Raw genomic sequence first — 18,135 nt, forward strand, 5'->3', positions numbered from 1 at the left:
GGAATTGATGATCAGAAGCATGCTCGGATCCATGGCCGGCGCGCTGTGGGTCAGCGAGCCGACGAAGACGGCGTCGAAGTCGGACGGCTTCGATCAACCGGCTGAGGCTGCGATCGGATTGGTCTCGGGTGAGCGTCGGCGGGCGGTCCGAACTGGAACGAAGAGGAGCCGACAAGTAGGTACGAGTCGCACCAGTACGACGTGATCGGCCATCAATCCTGAGCCCCTGCCACAGATGCCGCCAGAACTGGCCGGGCTCTTACAGGGGCAGTTGGACCTGCTGCGCACCGGCACCCTCGCCTTGAGCGCGCAGGCCTCAGCGCATGACCGTGCGCACGATCGCTGCCTGGCCGCCGACTCGGATCCGGTGTCCCGTGCGGTCGCGGTGGACGGTCGCTGTGATGGTGGACGGGCTGCCGAGGTGGTCACCCATGTCGACAGCGAGGCGGTGTGTGCCGAACCCGGCAGCATGCGCTGCCAGGCAGGCCGTGCTGTTGGCGTTGGCGATGTCCTCGGGGACACCGATCGACGGGGCGAACATCCGGGCTGCTGCTCGGCCGTGTCGGTCCGGGGGCGAGTAGGCGTAGCAGCCCAGCAGACCGTAGCGGTCACAAGCTGCGCGCAACAGGGTTGAGTCCGGCGTGAGTTCGGCCAGTGCGGCGCGGGATCGGATGGGCAGCAGAAGCCTCGGCCGCCCGTTCGACGCCACGCAGGCGTCGCCGGCGACCGCGTCCTCCGTCAGTCCGAGGCCGCCTGCGACTGCCCTCAGTTCGGGTCCACCGGTGCTACGCAGGCTGACCGGGCCCGGGTCGAACGACGCCGTCAGGCCGTCACCGTTGCGGCTTGCCCGACAGTCGAAGCTGCGGTGGGCCGTACGCAGGACGGCGCGGTAGTCGTGGTCGCCGCCTTCCCGTTCGGCGAGCACGGCGAGGGCGGCGACGGTGCCGTGGCCGCAGGCGGGCAGTTCGTCCTGGGCGGTGAAGAACCGCAGTGTGTACGCGGGCTGACGACGCTCGATTCCGGTCGCGCGGAGGAAGACGGCGTGCGATGTTCCCAACTCCGTGGGAATGCGGCATCGCTCCTCGTCGGTGAACGGCGCATCATCCAGAACGGCGGTCGGGCTGCCACCCGCGCCGTCTCGCTGACACGCGTCGACGACCGCTACCTCGGACATGGCACCGGGCCGGTGGTCAGCAGCATGGTCAGGTCCAGTGCGGGCGCGCTGTGCGTCAACGCCCCGACCGAGATGAGGTCGACGCCCGTCCCGGCGATGGCGAGAACTGTGTCCAGGCGGATGGTGCCCGAGGCCTCCAGCAGGATCCGGGAAGCGTCGGCCCGCGCGGCCCGGAGCTTCACGACCTGCTCGATGTCGGCCACCGGCATGTTGTCGAGCATGATCCAGCGGGCTCCGGCGTCGAGGGCCTCGACGGCCTGTGTGACGGTCTGCACCTCGACATCGCTCTCCACGGACTGCCCGGTGCGCGCCATCCCGCGCCTGACCGCCTCGATCGCGGCGGTCACCCCGCCCGCCGCGGCGATGTGGTTCTCCTTGAGCAGGACCATCGCCGCGAGATCGAGGCGATGGTTGCGGCCGCCGCCGGCGGTGACCGCGTACTTGTCCAGGGCGCGCAGGCCCGGCGCCGTCTTGCGCGTGTCCAGGATGCGCGCCCTGGTCCCTGCCACAGCTTGGACGTAGCGGTCGGTCAGCGTCGCGATGCCGCACATGCGCTGCAGGAAGTTCAGCGCCGTGCGCTCCCCGGTGATCAGGCTGCGCGCCGAACCGGATAGGCGCACCAGGACCTGGCCGTCGGCCAGTCGGGCGCCGTCGGCGACGGCCGGCTCGACCTTGACCTCAGGGTCGACCTGCGCGAAGACCTCGGCGACCACGGGGAGGCCGGCGGCGATGCCGCTTTGCCGGGTGCGGATCTCGGCCGTGGCCGCCAGGTCCTCGGGAACGCTCCACACGGTGGTGATGTCCTTCCCTGACTCGTCCTCGACCAGGGCGGCAGCGGCGGCGGCCCGTGCTGCCGCCGAGGGAAACTCGGTCGCGGTCATCTGGTCTCCAGCTCTGAGTGGACGTTGGCTTGGTGGCGGCAACCGCTGACGAGGCAGCACTGAAGTTCCGCTGGGCCGGTTTACAGGACCTGGTGGATCCTGTACTCGATCTCCCGCGTGCCGGTCACCCGTCCCCCGCCACGAACAGGTTCCGGGTGAGCCGTCCGTGCGACTCGGCGCCGACGTCGAACTCGGGGCACCATGCGCATGTACTGGTCCTCCCAGCCGGTCTCGCCTCCGTCGACTCGGGCTTTCAGGAACGCCTCTCACCCAGGTCGTCAGGGCAGGTGCCGCAACAGCCTCCTCCGTTTCGATTTCCGAAGCGGTCGCCGATGCTAGCGTGTCGGAATTCGAAGCGTCAACCTTGGAGAGCTGGACATCCCGACATGGCAACACCCAGACCTGGCAATCCTGTTCGCGGCTCGACCACCGGCCGTCCCCTCATGGCCGCACTCGATCTGTTCGGGCGGCGGTGGAGTCTGCGCATCCTGTGGGAGCTTCGCGCGGGTCCGCTTGGATTCCGCCCCTTGCAGAAGCGGTGCGACGACATGTCCTCCAGCGTGATGCGGCAGCGCCTGACCGAACTGCTGGACGCCCAGGTGATTCACCAACTACCGGACAGCCGCTACGAGCTCACCCCGCTGGGACAGGAGGCGCGCCAAGCCCTGAACCCCCTCGCCCACTGGGCGGAACGCTGGGCGGCCACGATCGACCCGCAAGGGGCGGACCACACCGACGACCAGTCCGCCAGCCGCATCTCACATCCGGACACCGTGGGTGACGGGACGCCGGAGAGGGACTCCGCGGACTGACGCCCCGACTCGGATCGGAGGCGGGGCGGGACCGCCGGGTCACGAGGTTGCCGTGGCTCGGCCGAGCGCCGGGGGCAGGCGCGAAACCTCCGCCAATCCTTCTGCTTCGGATTTCGAAGCGATAGTGAAAGGGGAACTGACGGACAAAGCCATCACCGCTAGGGTGCACCACCAGGAGGAACCAGTGTCATACCCGCAACCGCTCACCCCCGAGGAGAAACTCGCCGACGCGAAGAAGCAGCTGAGCCTCCCGCGTATCGTCGCGATCTGCGGCTCCACCCGTTTCATGACCGAGATGACCGAGGCCGATCTGCGGGAGACCAAAGCCGGAAGGATTGTCGTCAAGCCGGGTTGCGACATGAAGTCGCCGCACGAACTTTGGTCCGATCCTGTCGAGGCCGAGGCGCTGAAGGTTCGACTCGACGATCTGCACCGAGCGAAGATCCGGCTCGCTGATGAGGTGCTCGTGGTCGGCGACTACATCGGAGACAGCACCCGAGCCGAGATCGCCTACGCCCGGTCACTGGGCAAGCCCGTGCGGTTCACACACCCCGAAGTCGACCCCGACGCCTGACCGCCCCCCACCCTCCGCAGGCACCCCTTGGAATGATCATCTAGCCGTCGGCCGCCCGGCAGTTCGATGCGAGGCGACCACCGCCTGTGGCTTGCCGCACGAAGGGTCGGCATGACGAGATGCCTTCAAGCCGGGAACCACTCAACACCCCCACGACGCTTACGAGATCGTCTCCAATGCCAACGAGCGGCGGGCTGGTGAGACACTATGGAGTGCCAACATGATGCGGGCCCGGGGGAATGTGACCTTGGGTCAGCCCCGGACGTTCGACGACGGGCCGGTGTGGGATGCCGTGGACGCGGTCGGTATGCGGGCGGCCATCGCGGATCTGCCGGACGGACTCGACACCCTCCTCGCCAGGGAGGTGTTCGGCGGCGCGGAGCTCTCCGGCGGGCAGTGGCAGCGGCTGGCCTGCTCGAGGGCCCGGGTGGAGGGGCGGCCGGTTCGGGAGCCCCCACCCGGAGTGGCGGGGTGTCAGTCATGCCCGTACAGGCTGCCGTCACCCTCCCGACGGGAACCGGGACACGTTCGACACCTTGCACTTCGTACCGGCGGGTGCCTTGCCCACGCCTTGCGCTTTCTGCTTCGCCACCTGTCCCGGAGCCAGCGCACTCGCCGAAGCGACCCCTTCGGCGACCCGCGTACCGGAGGCGTCCACGAACTCGACCGACACGATGTACGTCGACGCCTCATCGGTGCCGTTGGTGATCTTCACGACGACCGACGGCCACTCCGTCAACGAGTCGACCTTGCAGCCGGAGAGTGTTACATCAGCCTCGGCGTCCTTCCCCTCCGTCGCCTGCTCCTCGGCCGGCGCGGACTCCGCGGGGGTGCTGCTCTCCGACGACGACACCATGGGCGTCTTCCGTTTCGCCGACGAGTCCGCGATCCTTCCCGCCACCGCCACCAGCACCCCGATGAGGATCAGGGCGACCAGCCCGCCCACGACGGACAGGGTGACGATCAGCCCGGTGCTCGACTTCCGTGGCATGGGCGCGCCCCACCCCGGAGCCTGCTGCGGCCACTGGTGGTACGGCTGCTGCTGGGGCTGCTGGCCCCACTGCGGAGGCTGTTGCGGCTGCTGGCCGGGCGGCGGGTAGCCGTTCGACATGTGATCCCCCCATGGGACGTACAGGTGAAGGATCACTGTACGACCCGCCCGGAACGAGGAATGCCGTACGGGGCCAATCGCGACGGGATCATGCGCCGGTCACCACGGCGCAGGCCAGGTCTCCGGTCCACCGCCCCGCCAGTCGATCATTCCGGAGAGGATCACGTCGTCCTCGGTGATGTCGTCCATCCCGGCCCGGCGCAGAAACTCCGTCACGTCCTTGACGGAGTGCGCCATGCCGAGGATGTTCCCGTCCACACGGACACGCCGCCCGCCGGACTCATCGGGCTGGTACACGACAACAGGAAGATATCCGGACATGACATCACCTTCCCCCGGCGTCGCGCACACCGCACGCAGGGCGATCCGAACGGCCGTCGGGTGCGCCACGCGCAGGACCGGCCGGGCGCACTGCTGACGGCCGGTCCGGCCAGGACCGACGAGCAGGCGGACGGCGGGCGGCGGCGGCGCCCGAGGGCGTCACGCGGAGCGCCCGGAGTCCGGGAAACGCGTCCTGCGCGGCTGAGCACGCCTACCAGGCGAGCTCAGCGAGGCGTGCGGTGATCCTCTCCCGGTCCCAGGCGCCGTCCGCGACCAGTACCCGGTAGCGGCGGGTCAGCGTGGCGCCGGGTACCAGGACCAGCTCCTCGTGGAAGGCGAACGACGGCGCCACCGCGGCGAACGGATCGCTGCGCACGAACCAGTGCGCCGGATGGGCGCCGCCCGCGCCGGTGTGGTCGTTCTCCGGCGCATGGACGAAGACCAGCGTCGCGCGCCCGTCGAAGCCGTCGTGCTCACCGCTGTACGCCAGCCATTCGGCCTGTCGGCCCATCAGCTCCGGTCCCTCGCCTTCCGAGGCGAGGATCCGGCCGTCGCGGAAGGCGCGAGGACCGCGCCAGAACAGCCCCGTATAGCCCGCGCCCGCCCTGCCGTGCGTGGTCGGACTACCCAGGCGCAGTTCCTCGTCCCGGCGGTTCGTGACCGCGGACGACCAGGTCAGCACCCAGCTTCCGGTCGTGGTGTCGATGTCGTGGACCTCGATCCGGCGCACCTCGTCCGCCCACAGCTCGCCGCTGTTCGGATGCCAGCTCAGCCGTTCCGCGACGGTCGCCCTGCCCCCGCGCACCGACACGTCGTCGAAGCCCCGGTGCGCCATGGAACCGACCCGATCCGGGAGTGCCAGATATCCCTCGCCGTGCACGTAGGTGTTGCCGCCCCACAGGTTCTGCCCGGACACATGGGAGGCGGTGAGCTGCAGTCCCTTGTGCCAGCGGTGGTCGTTGGGCCGGTAGTCGGTCACCACCCGGTCCGACAGGGTGCGCAGGGGATGGATGTACGGCTTCGGTGCCTCCCAGCGTGCCTCCGGCCGGTACACGTACCGCATCAGTTCCACACCGCTGCCCGCCACCGAGACCGCGACGTGGTCGCCGTGCCGGTGGACCAGGTCCAGAGCCTCGGTCATGCCGTCACCGCCGGCGGTCCCGGCGCCCAGCCGGCAGCGTTGCCGTGCAGGGCCCCGTAGTACGGATCGCCCGGGCCGATCTCACCGGCCCGGACGGTGCCGCCGGTGAAGGCCGCCTTGTAGAGCGCGGCGACCAGTTCGAGGCTCGTGCGGCCGTCGGCGCCGCTGCTGCGCGGCCTGCGTCCGGTCCGCAGATCGTCGAGCAGGCCGCGTAGCTGCGCCTCGTGGGAACTGGGTACGTCGGAGCCGAAGTTCCGCCAGGACGCAGCTCTTTCGGGGGCGACACCGGGCGCCGGGGTGATTCGCCAGTCCGCGTTGCGATGGCCGTACAGATGGGTGAGCTCCACCGTGGCCTCCTCGCAGTCGATCCGGATACGGCTCACCTCGTCCGGGCTGAGCACACTGTTCACGACCGTGGCGAGCGCACCGTTCTCGAACCTGACCAGGGCCGTGGAGACGTCCTCCGTCTCGACGTCGTGGACCAGCCGCCCGGCCATGGCGCGGATCTCCGACCAGGGTCCGAGCAGATCGAGCAGCAGATCCATCTGATGAATGCCGTGCCCCATGGCCGGCCCGCCCCCCTCGCTGCTCCAGGTGCCGCGCCAGGGAACGGAGTAGTAGGCCGCGTCGCGGAACCATGTGGTCTGGCAGTGGGCGACCAGCGGTCGGCCCATGGCCCGTTCGGACAGCAGTCGCCGGACGTGCCGGGAGCCCGACCCGAACCGGTGCTGGAAGACGATCGCCGCGTACGGCCCGGCCGATCCCGGACCGCCCTCCGCCGCCTCGATCGCGTCGAAGTCCGCCAGCGAGGGGCAGGGGGGCTTCTCGCACCACACCCAGGCACCGGCCCGCAGTGCGGCGATCGTCTGATCGCGGTGGAACCGCGGAGGGGTGCAGAGCGCCACCAGGTCGGGCCGCTGCTCGGCCAGCATCAGGCCGAGATCCGTGTACGGACGGCCGATCCCCGCGTCCGTACAGAAGGCCTCGACGGAAGCGGCGTCCACATCGACCGCGGCGACGATCTCCAGCGGCTGCTCCGCGCCGAGCGCGGTGAGTGCGGGCAGATGGCTGCCACGCGCGATCGCACCCGTACCGACGATCGCGACCCGGATCGGTCGCCGGAGTGCGGGCTGTTCGGGCATGACGGGCACCCTTCGACTGGGAGACGGACGCCCACCGGGCAGCAAGCGCTTTCTCCCGAACCGAACCTAGGCTTCACGGGGGAGCCGGGTCAAGGGATCTTCGCCGCCGAGCGGGGGGACGCATCCGGCAGAGGTGCGGCGGCGTCCCGCCCCACGCGCACCTGGACGCACAGTGGTCGACGTCCTGCCCCGGCACATCGCGCACACCGGCCCGTCCGGCATCCGCCTCCGGGCCGGCCCTCGTCGTGGCCCGCCGGCCCGGAGGCGTGAATCTTCGCCGGAGCCGGTGCGACGGGGAGGCCCGCCCCGTCGCGCACGGGCCGGGACTGTGCGCGTCATGAGCCGTGTGCTGAACTGTCCGTGAAACATCTGATCCAGGAGCACCCTTTGACCAGTTACCGGCAGCCCGGCGTCGTTCTCACCGACCGTGTCTTCACCGTCCCGCTCGACCACGCCGACCCGGGCGGTGAGCAGATCGAGGTCTTCGGCCGGGAGGCCGTCGCGAGCGGCAAGGCCGGTGAGGAGCTGCCCTGGCTGGTCTATCTGGAGGGTGGACCCGGCTTCGGGGCCCGGCGTTTCGTCGGCACCGAGGCCTGGCTGGGCCGGGCGGTGCAGGAGTTCCGGGTGCTGCTGCTCGATCAGCGCGGCACCGGGCTGTCCACCCCGGCCAACCGGCAGACCCTGCCACTGCGCGGCGGCCCGCGCGAGCAGGCCGACTATCTCGCCCACTTCCGCTCGGACAACATCGTGCGGGACTGCGAAGTGATCCGCCCGCAGCTGACCGGCGGGGCCCCGTGGACCGTGCTCGGCCAGTCGTTCGGCGGCTTCTGCGCGGTCCGTTATCTCTCGGCCGCCCCCGAGGGGCTCAAGGCCGTTCTGATCACCGGTGGCCTGCCCTCGCTCGACGCACACGCCGACGACGTCTACCGCGCCGCGTACCCGCGGATCGAGCGGAAGGTGGCCGCCCACTACGCGCGCTACCCGCAGGACGTGGAGCGTGTCCGCGAGATCGCCGCGTACCTCTCGGAGCACCGGCCGGAGAGCGCCGGACACCGGCTGACCCCCGAGGGGTTCCAGTCCCTCGGCATCATGCTGGGCGGCGGTGACGGCAGCCACCGGCTGCACTATCTGCTGGAGAACGCCTTCGTCCGGACACCGCTGGGCACCGAGCTCTCCGATGCGTTCCAGGAGGCCGTGCGGACCGCCAACTCGTTCGCCGGCCACCCGCTGTACGCCCTCATGCACGAGGCGATCTACGGGCAGGGCAAGGAGCCCACCGGGTGGTCCGCCGAGCGGGTGCGTGCCGAATTCCCGCAGTTCGACGCCGCCGAGGCCCTGGCCGGTGAGGCGCCGGTACTCCTCACCGGCGAGACGATCCATCCCTGGCATTTCGAGGTGGATCCGGCTCTGCGTCCGCTGCGCGAGACCGCCGATCTCCTCGCCGCCCGTACCGACTGGCCCGAGCTGTACGACGCCGAGCGCCTCGCTGCCAACGAGGTCCCGGTGGCTGCGGCCGTGTACCACGACGACATGTACGTCGACACCGAGCACGCGCTGCGCACCGCAGCGTCGATCCGCGGACTGCGCACCTGGGTGACGAACGAGTTCGAGCACGATGGGCTGCGCGCGGGCGGACCGCGGGTGCTCGACCGGCTTCTCGACCTCGTCAGGGACGACGCCTGACCTCTTCGTTCATCGCAGGAGCCGGTCACGCGCGCGGCGTGACCGGCTCCGTCGTGCGGAGTGCTTCCCGCACCTTCACCCTTGCAGGGCGTCCAGCGTCGCGTCGAAGTCCACGGCCGACCGCGGGGCCCGGTTGTGGGGCAGCTTCGACAGGGCCGCGGCCATCCCGCAGGTGTTCGTCACCGCGGAGAAGACGAGGCCGGAGCCGACGCCGGCCGAGAGCCAGCGCGCGGCCGGGAAGCGCCGGCCGGCGAGCAGACCGGCCACCACGAGCGAACCGGCGGCGAGCCGGACCTGGCGTTCCATGGGCCAGGTCGCCCGGGCGCCGGCCGGACGGTCCAGGCCGTGGCCCTCCCCTTCCCAGGCGGAGGTGCCACCGGACAGTGTGACGGCGTCGATGTCCGCCGCGGAGAGGACGTCGCAGGCCCGGGTGGAACGGACGCCGGAGGCGCACACCACCAGCAGGGAACCGCGGGCCGCCGCCGCCTTCAGGGCGGGCAGCGCCTCGTCGAGCCGGTCCAGCGGGATGTTCAGAGCGCCGGGTACATGCCCGGACGCGTACTCGCCCGGAGCCCGCACGTCGATGACGGTGAACTCCGCGATCCGGGCTGCTGCCTGGGCGGGGGAGAGGGAAGCGGGGCTGGTCACGAGAGAGGTTTCCTTTCGTCGCCGGGGCGAACCCCGGAGTGGCTAGAATACCCCTTGGGGTATTTGGAGGAAGTTCTGTGGAATTCGACATGGCGGCCGGCGAGCTGAAATCGGTCCTCAACCGCCTTCGCCGCGCCCAGGGCCAACTTGCCGCGGTCATCAGGATGATCGAGGAAGGCCGGGACTGCGAGGACGTCATCACGCAGATGGCGGCCGTTTCGCGCGCGCTGGACCGGGCCGGTTTCGCCATCATCGCGACGGGCCTCCAGCACTGCATGGCGGACGACGGAACCGAACCGGCCGACCGGGACCGGATGCGTGCCCGGCTGGAGAAGCTCTTCCTCTCGCTCGCCTGAGTCGCGAGCAGTGACCCGGCCACCGCGACGGGCCGCCGGTCCTGAGTCCGTCCCGCGACGCGCGCCCGTCGCGAGAGGTCGCGGTGTGTCGCGCCGTGCTGAGCGGAACCACATGCGCCGTCCGCGTTGCCCCTGCGGCGGAGCGAGGCCGGCTGCGCCTCGCGGCCACCTGCTCCGGCCGCTGGGAGCCCGTACCGCGAGGGGGACCCGGGGCCACGCGTGCGTCCCGAGGGAATCCCGGGTGCCGCGCGATGGTTCTCCCGGGTGGTCATCGGAGCGGGATCGCCCCGGACGGGTAGTCAACACAACTGTGCCACCCGTTCCTTCCCCTCCTCAGCCCTCGACGGAGCTGCCGTGAAATTCGGAGTCTCGACCTTCATCACCGACCAGGGCATCAGCCCTACCGCGCTCGGAACCGCGCTGGAGGAACGTGCTTTCGACTCGCTCTTCATCGCCGAGCACTCCCATATCCCGGTGGACCGCCAGACGCCCTACCCGGGCGGCGGCGAGCTGCCGGAGATCTATTACCGCACCCTTGACCCCTTCGTGGCCCTGACCGCGATCGGCGTGGTGACGGAGCGGCTGCTGCTCGGCACCGGCATCGCGCTGATCCCGCAGCGGGACCCGATCATCACGGCCAAGGAAGTGGCCTCGCTCGACCTGGTCTCCGGCGGCCGCGCGGTCCTCGGCGTCGGTGTCGGCTGGAACCGGGAGGAGATGAGGAACCACGGCACGGACCCCGCGACGCGTGGCCGGCTCACCGACGAGCGGCTGCGTGCCATGCGGGAGCTGTGGACCGCCGAGAGGGCCGAGTTCCACGGCGAGTTCGTGGACTTCGATCCGGTCTTCGCATGGCCGAAACCCGTGCAGCGACCCCATCCGCCGATCTATGTCGGCGGCGGCGAGCGCGCGTTCGCTCGGGTGGCGGAACTCGGGGACGCGTGGCTGGCCAACAGCGTGCCGCCGCAGGAACTCGGTCCGCAGATCGAGCGGCTGAATTCACTGGCCGGACGAGAGGTTCCGGTCACGGTGTACGCGGCCCCCGACGATCCCGGGCAGATCGAGGGCTACCGGGGTCTGGGCGTCGAACGGCTGCTGTTCTACGTGCCGACGGTGCCCGAACGGGAGACGCTGGAGCATCTCGACCGGCTGGCCGAGGTGGCCGCCCGATACCGCTGAGACGCCCGGGTGCGACCGTGCCCCGGGTGTGGACCGGGCCGGAAATCCCCCGACGTGACCTGTGAAGGGACGCGATGCCCACTCTGACGAGCGCCGAGGCGAGGGAACGGTTCGCCGTGGCGCGTGTCGCCCGCCTCGCGACGCTCGACACGGCCTCCCGCCCGCACCTGGTGCCGGTGGTGTTCGCCCTGGACAGCGACACGGTGATGCTGGCCGTGGACCACAAACCGAAACGGACGACGCGACTGAAACGCCTGGCCAACATCGTCGCCCATCCATCGGTCTGTCTGCTCGCCGACCACTACGAGGAGGACTGGGACCGGCTGTGGTGGGTGCGGGCGGACGGCGAGGCCCGAGTGCTTCCGGCACCGGACGGTCTCCCCGAGGCCGCCCGCCGCGCCGACCTGCTGGCGGCGAAGTACCAGCAGTACGCCGACCACCCTCCTGACGGGCCGATGGTCGAGGTCACGGTCCTGCGCTGGAGCGGCTGGCGCGCGTCGTGACCGGGCGGCCGGTGCCCCGCCACCCCGGGAACCGTCGGCTCCCGCGCCGCCGTCGTCGGCCGTCGCCGCCGACAGCACACGGCCTTCGGGCCCGCGAAGGGCAGGACGTGCTCCGCGCTGCCGTCGTCCGCGGGCCCCTGACGGGCGTCCGGCGGCAGCGCGCGCACGCTTGACGGCGGCGGGGGCGGCCATGGCCCGGATGGTCCCGCACGCCGCCAAGCCGGATCGATACCCCTCTCGTGGAGGTAAAACACCAGGTCCAGGCGTCGGTGTTGTCCAGACCATTGACATGTCGGCGACATGATGTTGAATTCAGTCTCGTTGTGTTGCGCGACTCTGGTGCCTTGAGTGACCCATGGAGGACATGTGACGCCTCGACCAACCCGTCTCCCCGCGCTGGGTGCGGCTCTGAGCCTCCTCGTCGGCGGTCTGCTGACCGCGGCACCGGGCGCCCAGGCGGCCGACAACGGCAGAACCGCCCCCCCGACGCACGCCACGGCCGGCCGGCGGACCCCGGTCATCACCCCGACCCCGCAGTCGGTGAAGAACCGGACCGACCGGATCACGATCAGCCCCACCGTCACCGTCGTGACAGGTGACACCGCCGACGAATCCTCCGTCGAGGTCGTCGAGACCGCGCTGCGACGGGCCGGTGCCAAGAGGATCGTGCGCAGCGACAGCCCCGCCAGAAGCGGCCTCACCGTCCACGTCGGCGTCTCCGCCGCCCTGGCCGGCCAGCGCATCGAGGGCCCCGGTGAACTGCCCGCCGACGGATACGTCCTCGGCATCGGCGCCGGTCGCATCGTCCTCGCGGGCAAGGACACCACCGGGACGTACTACGCGGCCCAGACCCTCCGGCAGGTCCTGCCGCGCTCGAGCCACCCGGGCACCGCGGTCGACGGGCTCGCGGTGCGCGACTGGCCGGGCACCGCGCTGCGCGGCGTCATCGAGGGCTTCTACGGCACCCCGTGGTCGCACGAGGCCCGCCTCGACCAGCTCGACTACTACGGCGAGCACAAGATGAACATCTACGTGTACTCGCCGAAGGACGACGCGTACCTCCGCGAGAAGTGGCGCGACGCGTACCCGGCCGACCAACTGGCACAGATCAAGGAACTCACCGACCGAGCCGCCCGGCGGCACGTCGAGTTCACCTACGCCCTCTCGCCCGGACTCTCGGTCTGCTACAGCTCCGACGCCGACGCAAAGGCGCTCGTCGACAAGTTCCAGACGATCTGGGACATCGGCGTCCGCACCTTCGCCGTTCCGCTCGACGACATCAGCTACACCGACTGGAACTGCGACGAGGACAAGGCGAAGTGGGGCACCGGCGGCGGCGCAGCGGGCGCCGCGCAGGCGTATCTGCTGAACAAGGTGAACAAGGAGTTCATCGCCACCCACCCGGGTGCGCAGCCGCTCCAGATGGTCCCGACCGAGTACTACAACGTCTCCGCGTCGGCCTACAAGAAGGCCCTCGCCGAGCAGCTCGATCCCGATGTCCTCGTCGAGTGGACCGGCGTCGGCGTCATCGCGCCGACGATGACCGTCGCCCAGGCCGAGGCCGCCCGCACGGTCTTCAATCACCCGATCCTGACCTGGGACAACTACCCGGTCAACGACTACGTGACCAACCGGCTCCTGCTCGGCCCCTTCAACGGCCGCGAAAAGGGGCTGCCGGGCGAGCTGGCCGGAATCACCGCCAACCCGATGATCCAGCCGTACGCGTCCAAGCTCTCGCTCTACACGGTCGCGGACTACTCCTGGAACGACGGGGCGTACGACCCGAGGGCCTCGTGGCTGCGGGCGATCGACGAGTACGCGGGTGGCGACAGCCGCACCGCGAAGGCGCTGCGGGCCTTCGCCGACGTCAACTACAGCTCGGCCCTGAACAAGGAGGAAGCGCCCGATCTGGCGGCCGAGTTCGCCCGCTACTGGAAGTCCGGCGACGCGGCGCGGCTCACCTCCGTACTCCGCGATCTGGGCGACGCCCCGGACCGGCTGCGCAGCAGTCTCCCGGACCGCGGGTTCATCGACGACTCGGGTCCGTGGCTGGACGCCACCGAGTCCTGGGCGGCCGCGTCCCGCACGGCGCTCCGGATGGTCGAGGCGGCCCGCGCCGGCCACGGCGCGCAGGCCTGGGAGCTCCGCCGGCAGTTGCCGGCGCTGGTCGCCCAGGCGAAGTCCTTCACCTATACCGGGCTGGACGGCCGTAAGGTTCCGGTCCTCGTCGGCAGCGGCGTGCTGGACGGATTCGTCGACAGGGCGACCGCCGAACACGACCGGATCATCGGGGTGAGCGGCAAACCCACCGCATCGACCAGTCTCGCCACGTACCAGACGAACACCGCCGCCCGGATGCTCGACGGCGACGACTCGACGTACTTCTGGAGCGACGGCGCGCCCGCTGCAGGTGATCAGGTCACTGTCGATCTGGGCCGCGCACGGGAGATCGACGGCGTCACGCTCGCCATGGCCAAGCCGGGCAGCACCGGTGACTATCTGCACGACGGGGTGGTGGAGTACTCCGCCGACGGGCAGGCCTGGCAGCAGTTGACCGCCTTCTCCGGCAAGCCCGACGTCACCGCGAGCGTGCCCGCCGGGACGGAGGCGTGCTATGTGCGGGCGCGGGCGACCGCGAGCCAGTCGACCTGGCTCGTCGTGCGGGAGTTCCGCGTCTCGACGAAGGACGGTGCGGTGGCGGGTGGGCCGCCCGCCGCCACCGGATCCGCACTGAGCTCGGCGTCCGACGGTGACCTCGGCACCGCCTACCGGGCGGCGCGCGCGCCGGAGGCCGGTGAGGCGTTGGAGATGGCGCTCGGCTCCGCTCGCACGGTCGGCTCCGTCACCGTCCTGCAGTCGACCGGCTCGCAGGCCCGCGCCGAGATCCAGCTGCGGGGCGCCGACGGCACCTGGCGCACCGTCGGCGCGCTCGACGGCCCGTACACGAAGGTGGATCTGACCGGCCGGACGGCCGATGCGGTACGTCTGGCATGGCGCGCCGGGTCCGCGGCGCCGCAGATCGCCGAACTGGTGGTCGGCTGAACCGGTAGGGGTCGCAGCGACGGCCCCTCACCCCTTGCCGGTCCTGCCGACCGGCCCGCGCCCGACACCCCCGAACACCCCCGGGGCGTGCCGGGCGCGCAGTCGTATCGGGGTCCGGCCGAATCGGTCCGGGGGCAGTTGTTCCCAGATAAGCAAGCGACCGCTTAGTATGCCCCGGAGCAGTGGTATTGCCGACAGTGTTGTGGAGGCCCCTCATGCAGGCATGGCGAGTGCACCGGAACGGCGAGCCGAGCGAGGTGATGCGGCTCGAAGAGACGGACCGGCCCACGCCCGGTGACGGGCAGGTACTCCTCAAGGTGCTCGCGGCGAACATCAATTTCCCCGACGCGCTGCTCTGCCGCGGCCAGTACCAGGTGCGGCCGCCGCTGCCGTTCACGCCGGGCGTGGAGATCTGCGGCGAGACGCAGGACGGGCGCCGGGTGCTCGCCACGCCCGCCCTTCCCGACGGCGGCCTCGCCGAGTACGTCGTCGCGGACGAGGCGGCGCTGCTGCCCGCCCCCGACGCCCTGGACGACGCCGAGGCGGCCGCCCTGCATGTGGGATACCAGACCGGCTGGTTCGGACTGCACCGCAGGGCACACCTCCAGGCCGGTGAGACCCTCCTCGTGCACGCTGCGGCGGGCGGGGTCGGCAGTGCCGCCGTCCAGCTGGGCAAGGCGGCCGGCGCCCGGGTCGTCGGCGTCGTCGGCGGCCCCGAGAAGGCCAAGACCGCCCATGAGCTCGGCTGCGACCTGGTCATCGACCGCCGCAGCGACGACATCGTCGCTGCGGTCAAGGAGTTCACCGGCGGACACGGAGCCGATGTCGTCTACGACCCGGTCGGCGGCGACGCGTACGCCAAGTCCGTCAAGTGCATCGCCTTCGAGGGGCGGGTGATCGTCGTCGGCTTCGCCAGCGGCGTGATTCCCACCCCGGCGCTCAACCACGCCCTCGTCAAGAACTACTCGGTTCTCGGTCTCCACTGGGGCCTGTACAACACCAAGGACCCGGCTGCGGTCCGCGCCTGTCACCGGGAGCTCACCACGCTCGCGGCACAAGGTGTCATCAAACCGCTGATCAGTGAGCGTGTCGCACTGGACGGCGCGGCAGCGGCCGTCCAGCGTGTCGCCGACGGCACGAGCACCGGCCGGATCGTCGTCCTTCCGGGAGGCGCCCGATGACGACCACGGACGCGGCCGAGCTGCGCCGCCGCACCCGCGAACTGCTCGCCGCCCACCCGCCGGCCACCACCGGTCGGACCGACTTCCTCAAGGCCCGTTTCGACGCCGGACTCGCCTGGGTGCACTACCCGGCCGGCCTCGGCGGGCTCGACGCGCCGCGTTCCCTCCAGCCCGTCGTCGACGCCGAACTCGCCGCCGCGAACGCCCCCGACAACGACCCGCGCCGGATCGGTATCGGCCTCGGCATGGCGGCCCCCACCATCCTGGGCTTCGGCACCGACGAGCAGAAGCGGCGTTTCCTGCGGCCTCTGTGGGTCGGCGAGGAGGTGTGGTGCCAGCTCTTCAGTGAACCGGGTGCCGGTTCCGACCTGGCCGCGCTCGGCACCCGCGCCGTCCGGGACGGCGACGACTGGGTGGTCGACGGGCAGAAGGTGTGGACGTCCAGCGCCCATGTGGCCCGCTGGGCGATCCTCATCGCCCGCACCGATCCGGACCTGCCCAAGCACCGTGGCATCAGCTACTTCATCTGCGACATGACCGACCCGGGGGTCGAGGTCCGCCCGCTGCGCCAGATCACGGGCGAGGCCGAGTTCAACGAGGTCTTCCTCACCGGCGTCCGCATCCCCGACAGCAGGCGCCTCGGCCCGGTCGGCGACGGGTGGAAGGTCGCCCAGACCACGCTGATGAACGAGCGCGTCTCGATCGGCGGATCCCGTATCCCGCGTGAGGGCGGCATGATCGGCCCGGTCGCCAGGACCTGGCGCGAACGTCCCGGACTGCGCACCCACGATCTGCACCAGCGTCTGCTCACGCTCTGGGTCGAGTCCGAGGTCGCCAGGCTCGCCGGTGAACGGCTGCGCCAGCAGCTCGTCGCCGGACAGCCCGGCCCCGAGGGCTCCGGCATGAAGCTCGCGTTCGCCCGTCTCAATCAGGAGATCAGCGGGCTGGAGGTCGAACTCCTCGGCGAAGAAGGCCTGTTGTACGAGGACTGGACCATGCGCCGCCCGGAGCTGGTCGACTTCACCGGACGCGACGCGGGTTACCGCTATCTGCGGTCCAAGGGCAACTCGATCGAGGGCGGTACGAGCGAGGTTCTGCTGAACATCGTCGCCGAACGCGTACTCGGGCTGCCCGCCGAGCCGCGCAACGACAAGGACGTCGCCTGGAAGGACCTGTCCCGATGACAGCACAGACCGAAGAGACCGTGACGCCCGATCTGCTGTACTCGGAGGCCGAGGACGATCTGCGGTCCGCCGTGCGGTCGTTGCTCGCCGACCGGTCCGACGCGCCGACGGTGATCGCGCGGATCGAGTCCGACACGCCGTACGACCCCCAGCTCTGGAAGGCGCTCGCCGCGGACATCGGCGCCGCGGGGCTGCTCGTGCCGGAGAAGCTGGGCGGCCAGGGCGCGAGCCACCGCGAGGCGGCGGTGATCCTGGAGGAGCTGGGCCGCAGCGTCGCGCCCGCCCCGTATCTGACCAGCGCGGTCGTCGCGACCGAGACGCTCCTGGCACTGGGGGACGAGGACGGGCCGGTCGCCGGCATCGTCGGCGAACTGGCGGCGGGCCGCAAGGTCGCGGTCCTCGCCGTGCCGTTCTCCGTGACGGCCGCGACCCCGACGGTGAGCGGCACCCTGGACGGGACCGTCATCGCGGTCGCCGACGCGGTCGCCGCCGATCTGCTGCTCGTGCCGACCGCCGACGGCCTGTACGCGGTCGGGACCGACGACGCCGGTGTGTCCGTCGAGCCGCTCGTCGCCCTCGACCTGACCCGCCCGCTCGCCACCGTCACTCTCACCGGTGCCACCGGAACCCGCCTGGCGGACGCGGAGGCCGCGGGCTCCGCCGTGCGCCGCGGACTGCTCGCGGGCGCCGGGCTGCTCGCCTCCGAGCAGCTGGGAATCGCCGAGTGGTGCCTGACCGAGACGGTCCGATACACCCGTGAACGGCACCAGTTCAACCGGCCCGTCGGTTCGTTCCAGGCGCTGAAGCACCGCATGGCGCAGCTCTGGCTCGAGGTCGTCTCCGCCCGGGCCGCCGCGCGCAACGCCGCGGACGCCCTCGCGACCGGCAGCCCCGACGCGCCGCTGGCGGTGGCCGTGGCGCAGGCGTACTGCTCCAGGGTCGCGGTCCACGCCGCCGAGGAGTGTGTCCAGCTGCACGGTGGCATCGGCATGACCTGGGAGCACCCCGCGCATCTGTATCTGAAGCGGGCCAAGGCCGACTCGATCGCGTACGGCACGGCCGGACACCACCGTGAGGCGATCGCCGAGCTGGTGGAGCTGCCCGCCCCCTAGGGCGTGTTTCGAAAGTCCCGCCTGCTCGGCGACGTCTCGCACGCACGCTCGCCGCGTTGTCGGGATCACCCCGATACATCCAGTATCGGGG

General features: G+C 70.9%; 17 protein-coding genes and 1 pseudogene. 11 read left to right on the forward strand and 7 right to left on the reverse strand.

The window, feature by feature from the left end:
• Positions 1-316: 316 nt before the first annotated feature.
• Together ACFVXE_RS37030 and nadC are read right to left on the reverse strand one after the other, a co-directional pair.
• Positions 317-1,174, reverse strand: a complete 858-nt coding sequence (locus tag ACFVXE_RS37030; RefSeq protein ID WP_389677982.1) for a PhzF family phenazine biosynthesis protein — start codon at positions 1,172-1,174, stop codon at positions 317-319.
• Entirely contained in the window at positions 1,162-2,055 is an 894-nt protein-coding gene (nadC, locus tag ACFVXE_RS37035; RefSeq protein WP_389677984.1) for a carboxylating nicotinate-nucleotide diphosphorylase, read from the reverse strand. Before nadC ends, ACFVXE_RS37030 begins: the two co-directional genes overlap by 13 nt.
• A 443-nt stretch (positions 2,056-2,498) precedes the next feature.
• Here nadC and ACFVXE_RS37040 point away from each other — a divergent pair, with 443 nt between their 5' ends.
• From ACFVXE_RS37040 to ACFVXE_RS37050, 3 genes and pseudogenes are all read left to right on the forward strand, one after another.
• On the forward strand, positions 2,499-2,867 hold the full coding sequence (locus tag ACFVXE_RS37040) for a winged helix-turn-helix transcriptional regulator (protein WP_389677986.1): 369 nt from the start codon (positions 2,499-2,501) through the stop codon (positions 2,865-2,867).
• 184 nt (positions 2,868-3,051) lie between these two features.
• The gene (locus tag ACFVXE_RS37045) at positions 3,052-3,441 is read left to right on the forward strand and encodes a hypothetical protein (protein WP_389677988.1); all 390 of its coding nucleotides are present in this window, start codon (positions 3,052-3,054) and stop codon (positions 3,439-3,441) included.
• Between the two features lie 223 nt (positions 3,442-3,664).
• Positions 3,665-3,865, forward strand: a pseudogene (locus ACFVXE_RS37050) (ABC transporter ATP-binding protein); the annotation flags it as partial.
• 75 nt (positions 3,866-3,940) lie between these two features.
• Here the strand turns inward: ACFVXE_RS37050 and ACFVXE_RS37055 are convergent.
• From ACFVXE_RS37055 to ACFVXE_RS37070, 4 genes are all read right to left on the reverse strand, one after another.
• The gene (locus ACFVXE_RS37055) at positions 3,941-4,552 is read right to left on the reverse strand and encodes an FxLYD domain-containing protein (RefSeq protein WP_389677990.1); all 612 of its coding nucleotides are present in this window, start codon (positions 4,550-4,552) and stop codon (positions 3,941-3,943) included.
• A gap of 99 nt (positions 4,553-4,651) precedes the next feature.
• Positions 4,652-4,873 carry a hypothetical protein gene (locus ACFVXE_RS37060; protein ID WP_389677991.1) on the reverse strand — a complete coding sequence of 74 codons (222 nt, stop codon included), beginning with the start codon at positions 4,871-4,873 and terminating at the stop codon, positions 4,652-4,654.
• Between the two features lie 211 nt (positions 4,874-5,084).
• Positions 5,085-6,014: a PmoA family protein gene (locus ACFVXE_RS37065; RefSeq protein WP_389677992.1), complete on the reverse strand. Its 930-nt coding sequence runs from the start codon at positions 6,012-6,014 to the stop codon at positions 5,085-5,087.
• Positions 6,011-7,156, reverse strand: coding sequence for a Gfo/Idh/MocA family protein (locus tag ACFVXE_RS37070; protein WP_389677994.1), 1,146 nt, complete (start codon positions 7,154-7,156; stop codon positions 6,011-6,013). Before ACFVXE_RS37070 ends, ACFVXE_RS37065 begins: the two co-directional genes overlap by 4 nt.
• Positions 7,157-7,543: 387 nt before the next feature.
• Here ACFVXE_RS37070 and ACFVXE_RS37075 point away from each other — a divergent pair, with 387 nt between their 5' ends.
• Complete coding sequence (locus ACFVXE_RS37075) at positions 7,544-8,839, forward strand: alpha/beta fold hydrolase (RefSeq protein ID WP_389677995.1); 1,296 nt, start codon at positions 7,544-7,546, stop codon at positions 8,837-8,839.
• A 75-nt stretch (positions 8,840-8,914) separates the two neighbouring features.
• Here the strand turns inward: ACFVXE_RS37075 and ACFVXE_RS37080 are convergent, their stop codons facing one another.
• Entirely contained in the window at positions 8,915-9,487 is a 573-nt protein-coding gene (locus tag ACFVXE_RS37080; protein ID WP_389677997.1) for a rhodanese-like domain-containing protein, read from the reverse strand.
• Positions 9,488-9,564: 77 nt separating this feature from the next.
• Between ACFVXE_RS37080 and ACFVXE_RS37085 the strand changes: the two genes are divergently transcribed.
• From ACFVXE_RS37085 to ACFVXE_RS37115, 7 genes are all read left to right on the forward strand, one after another.
• On the forward strand, positions 9,565-9,843 hold the full coding sequence (locus tag ACFVXE_RS37085) for a metal-sensitive transcriptional regulator (protein ID WP_389677998.1): 279 nt from the start codon (positions 9,565-9,567) through the stop codon (positions 9,841-9,843).
• Positions 9,844-10,197: 354 nt separating this feature from the next.
• A complete protein-coding gene (locus ACFVXE_RS37090; protein ID WP_389678000.1) occupies positions 10,198-11,022 on the forward strand; it encodes an LLM class F420-dependent oxidoreductase in 825 nt (274 codons plus the stop codon).
• Positions 11,023-11,096: 74 nt separating this feature from the next.
• Positions 11,097-11,525: a TIGR03668 family PPOX class F420-dependent oxidoreductase gene (locus ACFVXE_RS37095; RefSeq protein WP_389678001.1), complete on the forward strand. Its 429-nt coding sequence runs from the start codon at positions 11,097-11,099 to the stop codon at positions 11,523-11,525.
• Between the two features lie 366 nt (positions 11,526-11,891).
• Complete coding sequence (locus tag ACFVXE_RS37100; RefSeq protein ID WP_389678003.1) at positions 11,892-14,567, forward strand: beta-N-acetylglucosaminidase domain-containing protein; 2,676 nt, start codon at positions 11,892-11,894, stop codon at positions 14,565-14,567.
• 215 nt (positions 14,568-14,782) lie between these two features.
• A complete protein-coding gene (locus tag ACFVXE_RS37105; RefSeq protein ID WP_389678004.1) occupies positions 14,783-15,748 on the forward strand; it encodes an NADPH:quinone oxidoreductase family protein in 966 nt (321 codons plus the stop codon).
• Positions 15,745-16,932: an acyl-CoA dehydrogenase family protein gene (locus tag ACFVXE_RS37110; RefSeq protein ID WP_389678005.1), complete on the forward strand. Its 1,188-nt coding sequence runs from the start codon at positions 15,745-15,747 to the stop codon at positions 16,930-16,932. The genes ACFVXE_RS37105 and ACFVXE_RS37110 overlap by 4 nt, the downstream gene beginning before the upstream one ends.
• Complete coding sequence (locus tag ACFVXE_RS37115; protein ID WP_389678007.1) at positions 16,929-18,044, forward strand: acyl-CoA dehydrogenase family protein; 1,116 nt, start codon at positions 16,929-16,931, stop codon at positions 18,042-18,044. Before ACFVXE_RS37110 ends, ACFVXE_RS37115 begins: the two co-directional genes overlap by 4 nt.
• The last annotated feature ends 91 nt before the right edge of the window (positions 18,045-18,135 follow it).

Origin of the sequence: Streptomyces sp. NPDC058231, assembly GCF_042882275.1 — a bacterium.
In the GTDB taxonomy this organism is placed as follows: domain Bacteria; phylum Actinomycetota; class Actinomycetes; order Streptomycetales; family Streptomycetaceae; genus Streptomyces.